Below are 17,349 nucleotides of genomic sequence, written 5' to 3' on the forward strand. Positions count from 1 at the left end.
TCTTAATCCCCTCGTAATCGTGCTTCAAATTTTTATTACACTCGCAAGGTTTCGTCAAATTTACCGCTCAAATTTAAGCTAAATTCGGAGCCGTAAATTTAAACCGAGTCGTCCCCACCTCAGTCGTCAAATTTGAGCTCAAATTTGACGAAAAGCCCACACCAGCAGCCTGTTTTCCGAGCCTAGCTAAATTTAAACAAGACCGATTTATCCACCTAAAAGCAAAGTTTCTGTAAAATCAAAAGCATTAAAAAGGACGAAAAAATGAGCGATTTTACAGATTTTACGCACCTGCACCTGCACACGGAGTATTCGCTGCTTGACGGAGCGAACCGTATCAAAGAGCTAGCTAAAACGCTAAAAAAACAAGGCGTTAAAGCCGCAGCCATCACCGACCACGGCAATATGTTCGGCGCTATAGACTTTTATAAAACGATGAAAAATGAAGGCATAAAGCCGCTAATCGGCATCGAAGCCTACATCCACAACGGCGAGGAGCTGGGAGATAAAAGCACCAAACAGCGCTTTCACCTTTGCCTCATTGCTAAAAACGAAATCGGCTACAAAAACCTGATGTATCTGAGCTCCATGAGCTATATCGAGGGGTTTTATTATTATCCGCGTATCAACAAAAAGATACTAAAAGAGCACAGCGAGGGCATCATCTGCTCGTCGGCGTGCCTGCAAGGCGAGGTGAACTGGAACCTCAACCAAAGCGAGCGAAATTTACGTTTCGGCGCGGGCGGATATGAGGCGGCTAGGGAAGCCGCGCTGTGGTACAAAGAGGTCTTTGGCGATGATTTTTACCTCGAGATCATGCGCCACGGCATCGGCGATCAGCGCAGGATCGACGATGAAATTTTGCGCCTGGCAAAGGAGCTAAATATCAAGGTCATCGCAACCAACGACACGCACTATACGTTTAAGCAACGCGCGGGAGCTCACGAGGTTTTTATGTGTATCGCGATGAACAAACTGCTAGACGATCCAAACCGCCTGCGCCACAGCGTGCATGAATTTTACGTCAAGACGCCTGCGCAGATGAGCGAGCTTTTCGCCGATATCCCCGAAGCCGTCGCAAATACGCAAGAAATAGTGGGTAAATGCGATCTTACGATAAAATTAGGCGACGCTACGCCGCCAAATTTTAAATTTACGCTCGAATACGCCGCCGAGCGAAATTTGAGCCTGCCAGAGCCTGATAAACGCTACAGCATACCAAACGACAGCGTGCTGTTTGAATACGAGTGCAGGCAGGGGCTAGAGGAGAGATTGAAATTTATCCCAGCTGAGCGCCACGAGGAGTATAAAACCCGTCTGCAACGCGAGATAGATATCATAAACAAGATGAACTTCCCGGGCTATATGATGATCGTTTGGGACTTTATCAACGAAGCTAAAAAGCGCGGCGTGCCGGTAGGCCCCGGACGCGGCTCTGCGGCGGGAAGCCTCGTGGCATATAGTCTAAAGATCACCGACCTGGATCCGCTGCCCTATAACCTGCTTTTCGAGCGTTTTTTGAACCCCGAGCGCGTGAGCATGCCCGATATCGACGTGGACTTTTGTCAAAACCGCCGCGGCGAGATCATCGACTACGTTATAGAAAAATACGGTAAATTTAACGTCGCGCAGGTTATTACCTTCGGTAAGCTACTGGCAAAGGGCGTCATCCGCGACGTCGCGCGCGTATGCGATATGCCCTACGCCGAGGCCGACGCGATGGCAAAACTCATCCCTGACGAGCTAGGCATCACGCTAGAGCAGGCCTTTGAAAAAGAGCCAAAGATCGGCGAGCTGATAGCAAGCAACTCAAATGCAAATAGAATTTGGAAATTCGCCCTGGATCTAGAGGGTCTAAACCGAAACGCAGGCATGCATGCCGCAGGCGTGGTCATCTCAAACGAGGAGCTGTGGAACAAAACCCCGCTTTTTCGTCAGCCAAATGCCGAGGAGGATCACTTCGTCACGCAGTATAGCCTAAAGTACCTAGAGGACGTCGACCTCATCAAATTTGACTTCCTGGGGCTAAAGACTCTAACCGTGATAGACAATGCCGTTAAGCTCGTAAAAAAGAGATTTGGTAAAGAGATCGTCTGGGAGCAGGTCAATAAAAACGACCCAAAAACCTACGAAACGATCAGTAGCGGCCAGACGCTGGGACTGTTTCAGATAGAAAGCGAAGGTATGCAAAAAGTCGGAGCCGATATGCGCCCGGACTGCTTCGAGGATATCATCGCTATGATCTCGCTTTACCGCCCGGGTCCGATGGATCTTATACCAGATTTCATCAAGCGCAAGCACGGCCTGGAGCCTATCACGTACATTTTCCCCGAACTTCAGCCGATACTAGAGCCTACATACGGCGTCATCGTATATCAAGAGCAGGTTATGCAGATCGTGCAGACTATCGGCGGCTTTTCGCTAGGAGGTGCTGATCTCGTGCGCCGCGCGATGGGTAAAAAGATAAAAGAGGAGATGGATAGGCTAAAGGGTAAATTTATCGAGGGGGCCGAGGCACAGGGGCTAGACGGCAAAAAGGCCGACGAACTGTTTGAGCTTATTTTACACTTCGCTTCGTACGGATTTAACAAGTCCCACGCCGCGGCTTACACCTACGTGACCTTTCAAACGGCATATATGAAGACGTACTATCCGGCCGAATTTATGGCGGCTCTCATCACGAGCGAGGAGGCCAACGCCGATAAGATTTCGCGCTACATAGACGAGTGTAAGCGCCTAGATATCGCTATCCTGCCGCCGTCGGTAAATAAATCGGCCAAAGAATTCTCAGTCGTTAGCGAAGGCGGCAAGGACGCCATCATCTACGGCCTAGGCGCGATAAAGGGCGTCGGAGGCGCGGCGATAGAAAATATCCTAGAGGAGCAGGCTAAGGGCGAGTTTAAGGATATCGACGACTTCGTCTCGCGCGTGGATAACTTTAAAGTAAATAAAAAAGTCTTTGAAAGCCTGATAAAATCAGGCTCGTTTGACAGCTTCGGCCTAACGCGCAAGATGATGCTAAACAACCTAGATAACATCGTAGAGGCATGCAAAAACGCCGCTACTATCAAGAAAAACGCGGCCGAGAGTCTGTTTGGCGACGACGAGAGCATGGCGACGGTTAAAACTAGTCTCGTGCGCGACGACTCCGAGCTAGAGCTAAAAACCAAGCTCAAATTTGAACTAGAAAGCGTGGGTATCTACCTCTCCGGCCATCCGCTAGACGAGTACCGCGAGCAAATTTCAAAGATAAAATACACGCTAAGCGATAAATTTGACGAGCTACCTGAAAACGGCGAGATGCTGCTCGTGGGCAAGATAGAGGATCTAACGACTAGGATCAGCAAGAAAAACGGCAAAAAAATGGGCACTATAGAGATGCTCGATTTTCACGGTACGGTCGAGATTGCGGTCTTTGACAGAGGCCTTGGAGCGGTCGAGGCGATGAGTGCCGATGAGCGCGATTTGCCGCATGCGTTTAAGGTTCGCTACTCTAAAGACGGGCAGTTCATGCGGATAAATTTGGATAAAATTTTGACTCTTGACGAGGCTATGGGCATGGATTTTTCGCATCCGCTCGAAAAATACAAAGAGCAAATCGAGCAGATCAAACACACGCCTAGCAAGGACTTCGGCAAGATAGATAAAACGAGCGAGATCCTAGTCGTCGGCAAGATCGCCGAGATCGCTAAAATCCCTAGCAAAAAAACCGGCAAAGAGTTTATGATGCTAAGCATTATGGACCTTTTTGGCACGTTTAAGGTCGCGGCGTTTGACTCCGAAAAGGGGCTCATCGAGAACCTAAGCGAGGAGCAAAAAGACGCTCCGCTAGCATTTAAGGTGCGCTACAGCCGCGACGATCAGGGCGCTCGCATAAACCTCATCGACGTCGTAAGCCTAGAGGACGCGCGCGATATGAATTTCCAAAGCAGAAGCTTTAAACAGCGCAAGGAAAGTAGCGGCGGCAGCTACCAAAACGGCTCGGCGGCTAGCGAAAGCAGAGGTAAAAGAGAGCTCGAGGATCTGGTGTTAGAACTAAATTTGGATGAAACGGGCAAGGATCTCATCACGCAAATTTACCGCGCCGCCATCGGCGAACACCGCGCCGCAGCAGATAAAAATAACAAACGACTGATCATCCGCATCAAAGACGCGCAAGAAGGCCGCGCGCTGGTTTATACGACGGAGTTTATCGTGGGAGAGGGGTTTGAGGAAAGAGCGCTGGGTTTAAAACAAGCCGTTTAAATTTGACGGCTTGTCTTTTGAGTGCTTTTCCGAGATTTCGCAAAATTTTCGCTCCGCAGGCTACATGCCTAGCGTACGCTCAATTTTGCTTCAAAACTCGAAAAATCATCTCAAAATACCGTGCCTTAACTATTTGTATTTAAATTTGAAGTCAAATTTTTAAATTTTAGTTGCCAAAACCCGCATCTTTAAAACGTTAAATTTGCAGTTTTGGAGGCTTTTAAATTAGTCGTTTTGGATAAAATTTTAAAAAGGAGCGGCAATGAAAGAGAAAATTTTAGTTGCAACCTTTACGGCTGCTTTGGGTTTAAAAGGAGCGCTTGCGAGCGATTTTGACGAGCGGGCTTGCGCGGCACTAAAGGGTGCAAAAATTTACGATACAAAGATTAGCGAAGCGATCTGGAATCAAAGCGGCGAAATCGGCGCCGATAGGATGTCTGCGCTAACCGGCGGAGCCAAAAAGACGCTAAAAGCCGCGCCTCACTGCATAATTCACGGCGAGATAGCCTCGCGCACGGGCTCGGACGGCAAGCATTACGGCATAAAATTTGAGCTGCGCTTGCCAGGCGACTGGAACGGCAAGCTGCTATTTCAGGGCGGAGGCGGTCTGGACGGCTTCGTCGCGCCTGCTCTTGGCGCCGTATCTATCCGCACTAGCACCGCAACGCCCGCGCTTATGAGGGGCTATGCGGTAGTTACGACCGATTCAGGACATCCTACGCCTACGCCCGAGTTTGGACTTGAGCAACAGGCGCGGTTAGATTATGCATATCAGGCCATCGGCAAGGTCGCGAGCGTCTCAAAGCAGCTGATTTTTGCAGCGTATAAAAAGGCGCCCGCGCACAGCTACTTTATGGGCTGCTCAAACGGCGGGCGCTCGGCTTTGATGGCGGCGCAGAGGTATCCGCTGGAATTTGACGGCGTAATCGCGGCAAATCCGGGTTTTAGGCTTTCGCGCGCGGCGATCGCGGAGCAGTGGGACAACCGGCAGCTTATGAAGATCGCGCCTAAAAACGCCGCAGGGGATAAAATTTTCGCAAACGCCCTTACGCAGGAGGATTTGGATAAGCTAAGTAGGGCGGCTTTAGATAAATGCGATGCGCTAGACGGCCTAAAAGACGGAATCATTGGCGCTTGGGAACGTTGCGAGTTTGATCCCAGCGGACTTGATCTAGCTAAAGAAAAAATTTCTGCGATAAAAGCGATATTTGAGGGCGCAAAAAACAGCAAGGGCGAGCAAATTTACAGCGGCTGGTTTTACGATGCCGGAGTAAATCAGCCCGGCTGGCGCATGTGGAAGCTTGGCGACTCGCAAACGGCAGAGCCAAATGCTAGAAATATCATACTCTCAAAGGGCTCGATGAATTATTATTTCTTGACGCCGCCGCAACCGGAGTTTGATCTGATGAAATTTGATTTCGATAAGGACGTAGAGCGAACGTTCGAAACCGCGGCGATAAACGATGCGATTTCGACCAAGCTTGATAGCTTCCGCGCTAATGGCGGTAAACTTATCATCGTAACGGGCGTTTCCGATCCCGTATTTTCGGCGATGGATCAGCGCGATTGGTTTAAAAAGCTAGTAGAAACCAACGCGAATGCGGACGAATTTGCGCGATTTTTTGCCTTGCCTGGGATGAATCACTGCGGCGGCGGTAACGGCATCGATGACGTCGATCCGCTAAGCGCGCTTGAAGCGTGGCGCGAGCAGGGAACGGCTCCATCTAGCCTGCTAGGCAAAAGCACGAGTCGCGCGGGCAAGCAGATCCCGATTTGCGCGTATCCTAAAGTGGCTACCTACGTAGGCGGCGACGAAAATAGCGCGAGTAGCTTTGAGTGTAGATAATTTTGCTGCCTAGGATACCCGTTTATCTGCGGCGCACGAGATACAAGCGCCGCACAAATGCGGTAGATTTTCGCGAGTTAAACTTACAAGGTTAAATTTACATCCGAACGTAAATTTGGCCGAAAATCATAAAGGAAAAAATGAAAAAATTAATCGTTTTAGCATTCGCATTTTTTGCCATAGCTGCGGTAGCTAGCCAACAAGAAAAAAAAGAAGCCGATCCCGAAAAGGAGGCGTTTTTAAGCGCGCGCTACGAAACGCTTAAAAAATCGTGCGCCCAAAAGGACGCTAGAGCCTGCAAACGCGTGGTCTTTTTTTATAAAAAAGACGAGCTCAAATATAACGAGCATGAAGCTCAAACGGCGATGCAGACTTTGCTTGACGCGTGCAAAGAGGGTAAATTTGACGCATGCATGGAGGCAGGCAAAATACATATAGAAAATAAAAATTACGACGCGGCAAAAGAGCTTTTGCTGCCTGCATGCCTAAGCGGTCATTATGACTCCTGCGCCGTTTACGGTAGATATTTGGAAAAACACTCGCCCGCTAAAAATAAAAAACACGCACAAAAGCTATATGAAATCGCCTGCGACAAAAACTCGGCGCTAGGGTGCGAAAATTTGGGGCTTTTGCTTCGAGCCGAACCCTACTTGCATGACGAACCGCAGGATTTGCCAGGATATTTCTATCTAAAAAAAGCCTGTGAAATAGATGCTAGAAGATGCCTTTCTCTGGGTATTTCGTCTTTGTCGTACGATCCTGAGGATGCCATAAAAGCGCTCACTAGAAACTGCTTTGAGTCGGATATGTTAGCCGGTTGTATTATGCTTACAGAGCATCATAAACGAGGTGCTTTATACGCCTTGGACGACGCTGAGGTAAAGCGAGTGTACGCGCGCCTTTGCGAGCGAGCGCCGTATAAGAAAGAATATTGCCAAGCGGCGCGGTAAATTTAATCTCGCTTGTGTTTTGATTTAGGCAAAGGGCTTAGCGCGACTAACTAGTTGGGGCAAATTTAAACGGGCGATTAAAATTAACCGCGCTAAATTTAGGCGAGGCTCTTAGCCTGGGATAAAATTTAAAGATTAAGGAGTAAAAATGGGTAAAACGGCCTTGGTCGTAGGAGCTACGGGAGCGGTCGGACGCGAGATAGTGCGCGGGCTTTGCGAGGATGAAAACTACGACAAAATCATCGTTTGGGCACGCAGGGAGCTAAATTTTAGCCACGAAAAGCTAGAGACGCAGATCGTAAATTTTAGCGATGTAAAAAACATGCCGCCGCGCGAGATAGACGAGATATTTTGCGCGCTGGGCACGACGATGAAGCAAGCCGGCAGTCGCGGGCAGTTTTATAAAGTGGACGTGAACTACCCCGTAAATATCGCAAAATGGGGCATCGCATCAGGCGCGCGCCGTTTCGCGCTCATCTCCGCCTACGGTGCGGACGAGCGGTCGAGATTTTTTTATCTGCGCGCAAAGGGCAAGGCGGAGAAAAAGATCGCCGCGCTGGGTTTTAAAAGTTTGCAAATCGCGCGGCTGCCCGCGATAAAAAGCGAGCGCGAGCAGGTGCGTATGGGAGAGCTCTTTATGGTTTGGCTGTTTGGGCTTTTGCCGAAATTTATCTTAAAGAACTACCGTCCGATGAGCGCGAAAGATATCGCGACCGCCGTCATCGCCGCCGCGCAGACGGAGGCAAAAGGCGTGCAAATTTATCATCCAAGAGAGTTTATTTAGAATCAAAAGCGTAAAGGCGATTTTGGCTTTAAGCTTTTAAAAACGCCGAAAATGCGCCTGCTATTTTAAAATAAAAAATCGGCCGAATTTTGCAAGGTGCGCGGCCTTATTTAAATTCGGCTCTTGAGCGCGGTTTGGGTATTTGCTCGGTCGCGGCCAAAAGTCGGGTGTGTCAAAAAAGAGGCTTTTGTTTATGTTTGAGTATTTGTTTAGTCGCGCTCAAAAGCGCTGCTAGGACGGCTTTTTGCGCCGCAAGCCACCTAACAGGTAGCGCGAGCCTGCGCGCAGTTTTGCCTTGCTCGCGCAAAAATCAAAACGCCTATTTAAAGACTATGCCGGATTTGGTAAAATCCATTTGCTCCGGTTCTACGTTTAGTAATGATTTAAAAACCAGCCTGCCTATGGCTTTTAGTTCTGCCTCATGCGCCGGATTTGGATGCTGCTGTAACTCCTGCTGCATTGCCATCAGCAAAAACCCAAGCCCCATAGATATCTGATACGAGTTCATCATTTCCGTAGCTTTTCCCTCAAACAGCTCCGGCTTTTTGCGCAAAAACTCGGCGATCTGCAAAAATGCGGGCTTTACGGCTTCGTCCGGCATCGGATGATTAAAATACGCCGCATAAGCGCCTCCTAGCAGCGCCACGATGCCGGTCGCCACGTTTTCTTTGGGTATGCCGTATAGCTGCTCGACGCTGCCGTTTAGCTTATCTATGCCCTCTACTAGCAAGCGCCGCCCCTCATCTTGCTGCGCGGCGGGAAATAGCTGCGCTATCTGCTCTATGCCGTCCATATCCAAAAAATGATCTCCCGCTCGCACCAGCGCGCCCGTATAGAGTATATCGGTCTTAACGTCTTTGGCATAGGCGGAATCATCGGGTGGATTTAAATTTTTTCTTGCTTGATTCATAGCGCGGTTATATGCATCCTGCCTCAACCACTGCTCGTTAAAATCAATCGTAAAAAACGCCTGCGCGCTACTAAAACACATCACCGCTCCAAGCGCCGCCGCGCCGACTCGAATCTTGCCTAAAATTTTCATAAAACGCCTCCGAAAATAAAATTTCATGCGGCAGCTCCGCATTGCCGGCATTATACCTAAAATAACGCGGCTGTGATATTTTTTATTCTGATTGCCTTTATGCCGCCGCGCAGACGGACGCTAAAGGAGTACAAATTTATCATCCAAGAGATTTTGTACAAACGCACGGCGAGTAGTCAAATTTCGCTCTTAGGCTCAAATTTGACCCCGCTAAACGCTTAAATTTTCTAGCCGCACCTTTGATAAAATCGGCGCTAAAATTTGATCCCTCGCACGACCTGCGCGCCAAGACCCGTTTGCATATGTCGCAAAAACATCGCGTGATAAAAGTCCCCCTCGTGTCCCGGCGCGTCGTAGGTGGCGATGAGGCTTGCCGGCACTAGGACTCTGCGCCTGATATTTGCCTCGTTTGCGCTAAGTTTTAGGTGCGAGACTAGCTGATAGACGCATAGATCCGTGCAGTCGCCGAGCACCACAAAGGTGTCGATCTGCGGATTTTGCGCGATAAACGCGTTAAATTCGGCGCAGTAAGCCGCGCTCAGGGAGTTTTTGCGAAAGATTTTTATCTCGTCAAAAAACGGCAGATCGCGTAGCTGCGGTATCGTATTCGCGCCCTCGGTGCCTTTGATAGCGTGCGGCGGAAATGCGTCAAATTCCGCGCAGTTTGCCTCGTGGCTATCCTCGAGCAGCACGAGATTTCTCGCACCCGCCGCGTAAGCCGCGCTAAAAGTCTGCGCTATACCGTCCGCGATCGCGCCCACTCGAGGGCTAGCTAGCGGTCCCATGCTGCAAAATCCCTCTATCATATCCACGCTGATAAATGCGGTGTTTGCCGCGTCGCCCGCTAAAAGTTCGCTAAATTTAATCTCCTTTAGCTCCTCAAACCACTTCGCCAAATCCTCTAAGATTTTCGCGTCAAATTTCATTTTCTCTCCTTGTTTTGATTGTTTTTACGTTCGTTGATCGGCTGGCCGAAGCCAAACCTTCCGCCGCCCTAAATTTCGCGTTCAAATTTAAACTCCGCCTAGCCGCGCGTCTTTGCGGGCAAATTTACGCAAAAGCTCTTTGGCTCAAGCTCGATCTCGATACTGCCGCCATGCGCCTGGACGATCTGTAGGCACAGGTGCAGCCCAAGGCCGTTGCCCTTTAGTTTGCTCGTTTTAAAGGGCTCAAAGACCATGGCTTGGTTTTTGATCGGCACGCCGCTATCGGTCACGGCAAATTTATGCTCGCCCTCGCGCTGCTCGTAGTCCACGCGCACCCAGCCCTCGTCGTCCTCGTTTTCCTCGACCGCATCGATCGCGTTAAATAGCATATTCTGAAACACCATCGCCAGCAGATCGCGGTCGCCCACGTAGAGTAGGTCGGGGAAATTTAGGCTAAATTTGATCTCCTTGCCGTATGTGTAGCACTCTATCGCCGCTTCGCACTCGCCCTTTAGCTCGGCGAGGTTAAATTCGCGCGCGTTTATCGTGAGGCCTTTTGTGAAAAGCAAAGTAGCCTTGATTATGCGCTCGACTCGCCAGATCGCCTTTTGCATCTGCTCGACGACTGGGCGAGTGCGCTCGTCCGCCTTTTTTATCAGCGTGGAGGCTAGCAGCGAGATCGAGCCCACTGGGTTGCGTATCTCGTGCGCGAGGTGGGCTGCGACCTGACCCATCGAGGCTAGGCGCTCGGTGCGCTTTTCGGTCGTTATATCGGTTGCGGAGATGATTTTTTTGCCCTCTTTTTGGGCGATTTTGATGAGGTAGATTTGCCCCGCGGCGCTTATCTCGCCTCCCTCTTGCGGGATAAATTTTAAAATTTGCCCGAGTTTTAGGGCTTCTGAGTTTTGTAAAAATATCTCGCCCGCCTCGTCCAAAACCCAGATCGCGTTTGGCAAAATTTCCACGATATCTTTGATGAAGCCTTGCAAACTCGCATAGGACGCGGTTAGGTTTTTATACTCGCGCTCTATCAGATAGGTTTGCTCGATCAGGCTTTTTAGTCCGTCCTGGACGCTGGTTTTATCGATCTGAGTCATAAAAGCTCCTCGAAATTTTCTAAATCAAAAAGTAAAATTCGCTCGTTTTTTAGGCGGCCGACTTCGTTGCTAAAGCCGCTTTTGGAAAATAGCGCGACGGCGTCGGGCACGAAGCCTAGTCGCTCGCATTTTTTAAGGAGTAAATTTACCACGTTTTTGCAAATTTTATGCTCTTTAAATTTAGCTTCTCCGACGACGATGCGCCCCTGGGTGCTTAAAAATATATCTATCTCGATATTTTTCGCCCATAGGCTCCGCACCCGTGCGGGCTGGGCACCTAGTCTAAATGCCAAAAGCTCTCGGCAAAGCAGCTCAAAGCCAAAGCCCGCGTACGAGTCGAACTCTCGTCTGATAATCTCCATCAGTGCGGCCTTTTCGCCGTTTTTTAAAAGGGCCAAATTTGACTCGATGAAATAAAACCAAAATCTAGTAAAATTGTCGTTAAAGACCACTTTATCCTGCGCCTTGTCGCGCTCGGGCAGCTTTTTAGATTTTTGATATTTGCTTTTTACGCGCGGTTTTTCCAGCGTCTTTTCGATACTGACTATGCCCGAGTTTATCGCGGCGGCGTAAATTTTTAGGATGAGAGGGCGGGGCAAAAATTTATTTAGGGCGTATTTTTTGCGGTCGTTTTTAGCAAGCTTGCAAAGGGCGAATTTAAGCTCGCTCTCAAAAGGGGCGTCAAAGCTAAATTTGAGCGACAAATCTTCAAATTTATCTAAAATTTCCTTTTCGATCGCCTCGAAAATATCGTAATAATTCGCTTCAAATTTTAGCGCGTCAAAGACTAAATGAAAGTAAATAAGCTGCAAGATATCAAGGTGCTTAAAGCGCGCGTAGCTTGATTTTAAGGCGTATATTTTCGCTCCTTTTTAGCCCATTTTAGCACAACTTTGGTTATAATCTCTTTTTTTATAAGGAAAAATTTTGGTTAGCATCGACGAAATCAGAAAAAATATTATTTTAAAAAAGGGCGTGCGCTACTTTGACTATACGGCCTCGGGCTTAGCCTACGCGCCTATCGAGCGCAGGATCGCAAAATACCTAAAAACCTACGCCAACACGCACTCCGAAAGCGCCTCAAATGCGCTAAAGACGCAAAAACGCTACGAAAAAGCAAGGCAGAGCCTAAAAGACGCGCTGGGGCTTGACGAGCGGTTTTATCTGATCTCGGCAGGCTGCGGCGCGACGGGAGCGATAAAGAAATTTGAAGAAATCATGGGGCTTTACCTGCCGCCTATGAGCGCGAACCGCCTGGGCGAGGAGAGTCTAAAGGGCGCAAATTTGCCCCTCGTCATCATCTCGCCCTACGAGCACCACTCAAACGAAGTCAGCCTGCGCGAGGGGCTGTGCGAGGTAGTGCGCATACCGCTAAGCAAGAGCGGGGAGATAAATTTCGGCAGGCTCGATCAACTGCTCAAAATCAACTCAAAGCGCGAGATCATCGGCTCTTTTAGCGCGGCCTCAAACGTCACGGGTATAATCAGCGACTACAAAAAAATCTACGTGATGATGAAGCGATACGGCGCGACCGTGGCCTTTGACGCGGCTAGCCTTAGTCCGCACGACAACCTCGACGCCGACTACTTCGACGCGCTGTTTCTCTCGCCGCATAAGCTTTTAGGAGGCGTGGGCAGCTGCGGACTGCTCGCGATAAGAAAAGAACTCGTAAAATCAAGCAAACCGACATTTGCCGCGGGCGGGACGGTTAGCTACGTGAGCCGCAGCTCGCATTTTTTCGCGCCTAGCGTGGAGCGCACCGAGGAGGGCGGCACCCAGCACGTGATGGGGCTCATAAGAGCCTCGCTAGCATACAGACTGCGAAACGAGGTCGGCCTAGACGTCATAAAAAGCCGCGAGGATGAGCTTGCAAAGCTATTTTGCGAGGGGCTGGATAAGATCCCCGAGGTCGTGAGCTACTGCCCGCGCGCAGTGCCGAGACTGCCGATTTTCGCGTTTAACGTAAAAGGCGTTTCGCCTTATGATTTTGCCGAAGCGCTGAGCGAGGACTACGGCGTGCAGACCCGTGCGGGGTGCGCGTGTGCCGGTCCGTACGGACACGATCTGCTCGGGCTAAAAGACGATCAGAAATTTGATCAAAAGCCCGGCTGGGTGCGCGCGAGCCTGCACTACTCGCACACGCAAAAAGACGTCGCATATCTGCTAAAGGCCATCAAAAAAACTATCAAAAAATTTAAAACCAAAAAGGAAAAGAAATGAATAAAATTTTAGCCGCAGCCTTGTTTGCCCTTTGCGCCGTTTGTGCGCAGGCAAAGCCCTTTAGCCCCGAGCAGTACGCAAAAGTACTGCGCGAGTACAACTCCGTCGCGGGCGCGAACAACTACTTTGAAAGCGGCAAATTTAAAGAGGAATTCGAGCTTCGCAAAAAATACTGCGACGAGGGTCTAAGAGACGCCTGCGGCGATCTGGGGCTGCTCTACGTTACTGGTCTAGGCGCGCCAAGAGATAGCAAAAGAGCGGGCGAACTACTAGGGTACGCCGCTAAAAACGGCGAGTTTAAGGCCATATCGCAGTACTACGAAACAGCGCTTGACATAGCTCGAGCGGCAGAAAAATATCCGGACGACAAGGTCACGCAGCACCTAGGAGCCGAGTTTAAAAACTCGCTAGAGCAGTGCAAAGCCTACAAGGGCGACCGCCACGTGTGCTTCCGCGCGCTGGTGATAAGCGGTATGTTACCAAAGGGCGAGGGCGGCCTCGGGCTATCTCAGGCTGAGTTTGCCAAGACGTGGGAGGATATCGTCGTGAGCGACGTCGAGCGCAACGGTATGGACGACTCGAAAGTAAACGCGCTGGCAAAGGAGCTGGAAGGACTAGCGGCGCGGTAAATTTGCGGGCTTTTGCGGCATAAATTTGCTTTTTTCGGCCAGGCGATCCGTCAAATTTGACCGTCCGCGCTTTTGTCTTTTTGCGGGCGGCTTTGCGTTTTATGTAAATTTAGATTACTCGGCTCAAATTTGACGCGCCGGTAATTGCTAGGCTTAAATTTGGGTCGATTTTTGGGTAAATTTATCGAGCGGTGCAGAATTTGCTTTTGCCCAAATTTGACTGCTTTTTACGGATAAATTTAGCTCGCTTCCGGCGGCATTTTGCGGCTTGCGAGCTTTTGCCCGGCTATCTTTACGGCGTAAATTTGCTAATTCTGCTAGCGCCCAGGCAAACTCGGCCGCAGAGCTTAAAGTCTTTGCTTGTGCTTTTTTGCGCATGCGGTCAAATTTATACGCCCGCGCGGGTTTTTGCCTCGCTCAAATTTGACGTATTTTTATGTCCAGCTCAAATTTGCACGGCGTTAATTTTTACGAATTTACAAAAACTTTGGAGAAAATTTAGATGCAAGATTCGCGCGAGTTTCAGGTCTTAGCGGGCGAGGTAAAAAACGTGAGATGGGATGCGGCGACGGACGAGTGCGTTTTTGAGATAGAGGGCGCGAAATTTAACGTTAAAAACCTCAAAGAGCGCCTCGTGCCGCGCGAAAACGACCGTTTAGCCGTAGCCTACGACGAGCAAAACGAGGTTTGGAATTTTAAAAATTTGACCTCAAACAAGTGGCTCAAAAACTACGCTTGGCGCGCGCACTTTATACTACCTTGGGCGGCGATCTTTGATATCGTTCCGGGTAAAATTTTAGGCGCGATTTTTGCGATACCTATCATTTATCTAAGCAAGCATTTGTCCGAATTTGCAGGCATGGCAGCCTTGTTTGCCTTTGTTGTTTGCCTGTTTTTATCGCTGCCATTTTTGCACATATACTGGAGCGAAAATAAGAGCTTAAGCGGCACTGTCGAGGCATATCTAACTGTAAGAAAATTTTTAAATGAGATAAATTTAAGGGGATTTTTGATGAAAACGCAAAACGGTTTAAATCTACTCAGCGGCCGCGCGGGTTTGCTTGAGTGCGTCTATAAAGACAAAAGCGGATTTAATTATAGCTTTAGCTTGGAGGGACAAATTTTAAACGTTAGCTCGCTACAAAGTCCGCTCTTGCCGGTAAATGACGGCGATGAGATGCTGGCGGTTTGCGATAAAAAGGGGCGGGTTTTGGGGCTAAAAAACCGCTCCTTGAACTCCGCGGCCTGGTATGCCTATGAGCCTAGCCTCTTTTCTGCGACTCTATTTCTTGCGCTTTTTGTGCTTTTTGCGCTGTTTGCCGCGGCTTGCGTTTGGGCTGTTTTTTCGGGGCTTGACGAATGGCGGCTGCTTTTTAGCGATTTGCTGCTTGTTTTTGGTTTGGGCTCTCTTGCCTTTGCTTGGTTTAAATTTCACCGCGAGGCGTTTTTGGGCTTACGCGTTAGATCGGTGCTCGGTGCCGCAAAAGAGCCCAAGTCTAGCGGCGAGGTTAGCGGCGCGGTGCGCAATCTAAGGATTTTTGAGGCAAAAGAGAAAAACTATTTTAGCGTCACGGTCGGCGATACGTTTTTGTGGGGTAGCAGCCCTAAAAAGCGCGCCCTGGAGCTAGCAAACGGCGACGAAGCGAGCGTGAAATACGAAAATTTCAAGGTTTTAGAAATACGAAATCTCAGTAAAAATCTGACGGCGAAAAAATCTCAAGGCTTTTTTGAGAGGGTGTTTTGGTTTAACGTTGATATCGCGATAAGCCTTTTAGCGGGACTTGCTTTGCTCTATGCGGGGATGATGGATTTTTGGTTTTCGCCTTTTGCGGGGATTGCGGGCGTGATAATCTTGCTTGGCGGATTTGGTTTTAACGTGTTTTATAAAAAAGATTAGCCTTCGGCGAGACTAGTTTTAGCGTGGAGCGAGTAGGTCGGAACTTGGCCGCCTCGTAATTTAGAGCTTGAATTCATCGGCGCGCGGTTTAGGTTTGGCCCAGCGTAAATTTACGCCGCGAGACGGCAAGGCAAATCCGGGCTAGCCGTCTTAACGGGTTTTATTTTACGCCTAAAATTTACAAACGCGCCGTTTGATTTTACGCCGAATTTGCGCGTTTTGCGTCGATATTTTACGGCAAAGGCATAAATTTAAGCTGCCGTTTAGTTTTGCTGGCTGGATTTGGCCTTGCGCGAAACGGTTAAAATTAGTTTTGCATCTTTACCTTGCGTTTAAATTTACGTTTTCGGCTGGAACAGGCTAAATTTAATCCCAAAAGGCGCGAATTTGAGGCGTTAAATTTGACCTCTAGAGCTTAGGGGTACGGCGGTCGCTTTGGGATTAGTTTGGTTTTTTGGGAGGAGCAAAACGAGCGAAATTTACGCTTTTGCAGGTTTTGCAGAGTTTATTTGGACTCGTAACGGCGCAAGCTAGCGTAATTTTACGGCTTTTTGCGCAGCTTAGGGCAAAATGCAAGCTTATCTCCGTGCGGGTCAAGCGAAGTTTGCCGCGTAGCGGGCTAAATTTGTGCGCGCCGGTTTTAAAATTTAACACGGTCGTCGTTTAAATTTAATACCGAAGCTAGACGCTCGAATTTAGGCGGCGCAAAAAACTCGGCGATTTTAGCCGTTTTCAAAACGCGAGCCGAGCTTAACTTAACGCGTTAATTTAAACGGCGCGGACGAATCGCCGCTTTTGCTAACCCGCTAATCTACCGCCTTTGCTAGATCGCTTTCGGATTTTGCGGATTTTCGCCAAAAGGTCGCGGCAAAGAAAAACGGCAGCGGCTTAGCTTGATTTAGAGCGATATTTACGGCAAGACAAGCGGGCGCTACTTGCTTGGCTTGCTCAAAAAGCGCTCTAAATTTACCGCGACTATCAAATTTAGCCTAAATTTCGCAAAAACTCCGCATACTCTCTGGCGCCGCGCTCTAAATCGTCCTTGCTTGATACGTAGTCCACGCCCGGAGTCTCCTCGGCGCCGTAAAATGCGAAAAAGTCACGGTAATCGGCGTGAAAATAGTATTTAAACGCAAGCTCAAACGGCGTAAGAACCTCGCGCAAGCTAAAATGATAGCGTCCTTGCGGGCAGTAGTCGCTCTTTTTGATGCCTGCGGTCACGGCTAGCGCCACCTTGCGCCCCGCTATGCCGTCTGAACCCCGTCCGTAGGCAAAGCCGTGCGTCATCACCGCGTCGATCCACGATTTTAAAATCGGAGGGCAGGAGAAGTTGTGAAGCGGAAACTGTAAAACGAGGGCGTCGTGGGCTCTGATGAGCTCTTGCTCGCGCGTGGCGTCGATATCGCCGCTCCTGTAAACCTGCGTCAGATCGTGAACGCTAAAGCGCTGCGGCTCTTTGAGAGCTTCTTGCAGTAGGCGTTTGTTTATGACCGAGTTTTGGATGCCCGGGTGGGCTAGGATGATTAGAGTTTTCATTTTTATCCTTTTTAATCGAGTAAATTTTAACCGTCGGCAAGCGCTGCCTTAAGTTTGCAAATACGCTGTTTCATACTCTAACGGGGTAAATTTGCACCGACGGCACTACCGTAGAGCTATCAAGTACGGGGGGGGGTGGGGTCAAACTCTAGCGGGGTAAATTTACGCTAGACTAGG

The 17,349-nt window shown here is 49.3% G+C and carries 13 protein-coding genes; 8 read left to right on the forward strand and 5 right to left on the reverse strand.

The features are described from left to right. The first annotated feature begins 264 nt into the window (after positions 1–264). From dnaE to QZ157_RS01940, 4 genes are all read left to right on the forward strand, one after another. Positions 265–4,245: a DNA polymerase III subunit alpha gene (dnaE, locus tag QZ157_RS01925; protein WP_295141105.1), complete on the forward strand. Its 3,981-nt coding sequence runs from the start codon at positions 265–267 to the stop codon at positions 4,243–4,245. Positions 4,246–4,507: 262 nt separating this feature from the next. Beyond that, positions 4,508–6,091: a tannase/feruloyl esterase family alpha/beta hydrolase gene (locus tag QZ157_RS01930; protein WP_295141108.1), complete on the forward strand. Its 1,584-nt coding sequence runs from the start codon at positions 4,508–4,510 to the stop codon at positions 6,089–6,091. 140 nt (positions 6,092–6,231) lie between these two features. After that, positions 6,232–7,041 carry a hypothetical protein gene (locus QZ157_RS01935; RefSeq protein ID WP_295141111.1) on the forward strand — a complete coding sequence of 270 codons (810 nt, stop codon included), beginning with the start codon at positions 6,232–6,234 and terminating at the stop codon, positions 7,039–7,041. Positions 7,042–7,189: 148 nt separating this feature from the next. Beyond that, on the forward strand, positions 7,190–7,825 hold the full coding sequence (locus QZ157_RS01940) for an NAD-dependent epimerase/dehydratase family protein (protein ID WP_295141113.1): 636 nt from the start codon (positions 7,190–7,192) through the stop codon (positions 7,823–7,825). Positions 7,826–8,144: 319 nt separating this feature from the next. Here the strand turns inward: QZ157_RS01940 and QZ157_RS01945 are convergent, their stop codons facing one another. Next, positions 8,145–8,867: a DUF6683 family protein gene (locus QZ157_RS01945; RefSeq protein WP_295141116.1), complete on the reverse strand. Its 723-nt coding sequence runs from the start codon at positions 8,865–8,867 to the stop codon at positions 8,145–8,147. Positions 8,868–8,939: 72 nt separating this feature from the next. Between QZ157_RS01945 and QZ157_RS01950 the strand changes: the two genes are divergently transcribed. After that, positions 8,940–9,089: a hypothetical protein gene (locus tag QZ157_RS01950; protein WP_295141119.1), complete on the forward strand. Its 150-nt coding sequence runs from the start codon at positions 8,940–8,942 to the stop codon at positions 9,087–9,089. 32 nt (positions 9,090–9,121) lie between these two features. On the opposite strand, the gene QZ157_RS01955 is transcribed toward QZ157_RS01950, so the two are convergent. The 3 genes from QZ157_RS01955 to QZ157_RS01965 form a co-directional block, all read right to left on the reverse strand. Continuing rightward, a complete protein-coding gene (locus QZ157_RS01955; protein WP_295141121.1) occupies positions 9,122–9,793 on the reverse strand; it encodes an isochorismatase family cysteine hydrolase in 672 nt (223 codons plus the stop codon). 98 nt (positions 9,794–9,891) lie between these two features. Further along, on the reverse strand, positions 9,892–10,890 hold the full coding sequence (locus QZ157_RS01960; protein ID WP_295141124.1) for a HAMP domain-containing sensor histidine kinase: 999 nt from the start codon (positions 10,888–10,890) through the stop codon (positions 9,892–9,894). Then, positions 10,887–11,702 (reverse strand): DUF234 domain-containing protein, encoded by an 816-nt coding sequence (locus QZ157_RS01965; RefSeq protein ID WP_295141127.1) that lies wholly within the window; start codon positions 11,700–11,702, stop codon positions 10,887–10,889. The genes QZ157_RS01960 and QZ157_RS01965 overlap by 4 nt, the downstream gene beginning before the upstream one ends. 115 nt (positions 11,703–11,817) lie before the next feature. Here QZ157_RS01965 and QZ157_RS01970 point away from each other — a divergent pair, with 115 nt between their 5' ends. From QZ157_RS01970 to QZ157_RS01980, 3 genes are all read left to right on the forward strand, one after another. Further along, on the forward strand, positions 11,818–13,110 hold the full coding sequence (locus tag QZ157_RS01970; RefSeq protein ID WP_295141130.1) for an aminotransferase class V-fold PLP-dependent enzyme: 1,293 nt from the start codon (positions 11,818–11,820) through the stop codon (positions 13,108–13,110). Further along, the gene (locus QZ157_RS01975) at positions 13,107–13,739 is read left to right on the forward strand and encodes a hypothetical protein (RefSeq protein WP_295141133.1); all 633 of its coding nucleotides are present in this window, start codon (positions 13,107–13,109) and stop codon (positions 13,737–13,739) included. Before QZ157_RS01970 ends, QZ157_RS01975 begins: the two co-directional genes overlap by 4 nt. A gap of 502 nt (positions 13,740–14,241) precedes the next feature. Further along, a complete protein-coding gene (locus tag QZ157_RS01980) occupies positions 14,242–15,636 on the forward strand; it encodes a hypothetical protein (protein ID WP_295141134.1) in 1,395 nt (464 codons plus the stop codon). Between the two features lie 984 nt (positions 15,637–16,620). On the opposite strand, the gene QZ157_RS01985 is transcribed toward QZ157_RS01980, so the two are convergent. Further along, a complete protein-coding gene (locus QZ157_RS01985; RefSeq protein ID WP_295141137.1) occupies positions 16,621–17,172 on the reverse strand; it encodes an NAD(P)H-dependent oxidoreductase in 552 nt (183 codons plus the stop codon). Positions 17,173–17,349 lie beyond the last annotated feature (177 nt).

Source organism: uncultured Campylobacter sp. (assembly GCF_905372745.1).
Classification (GTDB): Bacteria; Campylobacterota; Campylobacteria; order Campylobacterales; family Campylobacteraceae; genus Campylobacter_A.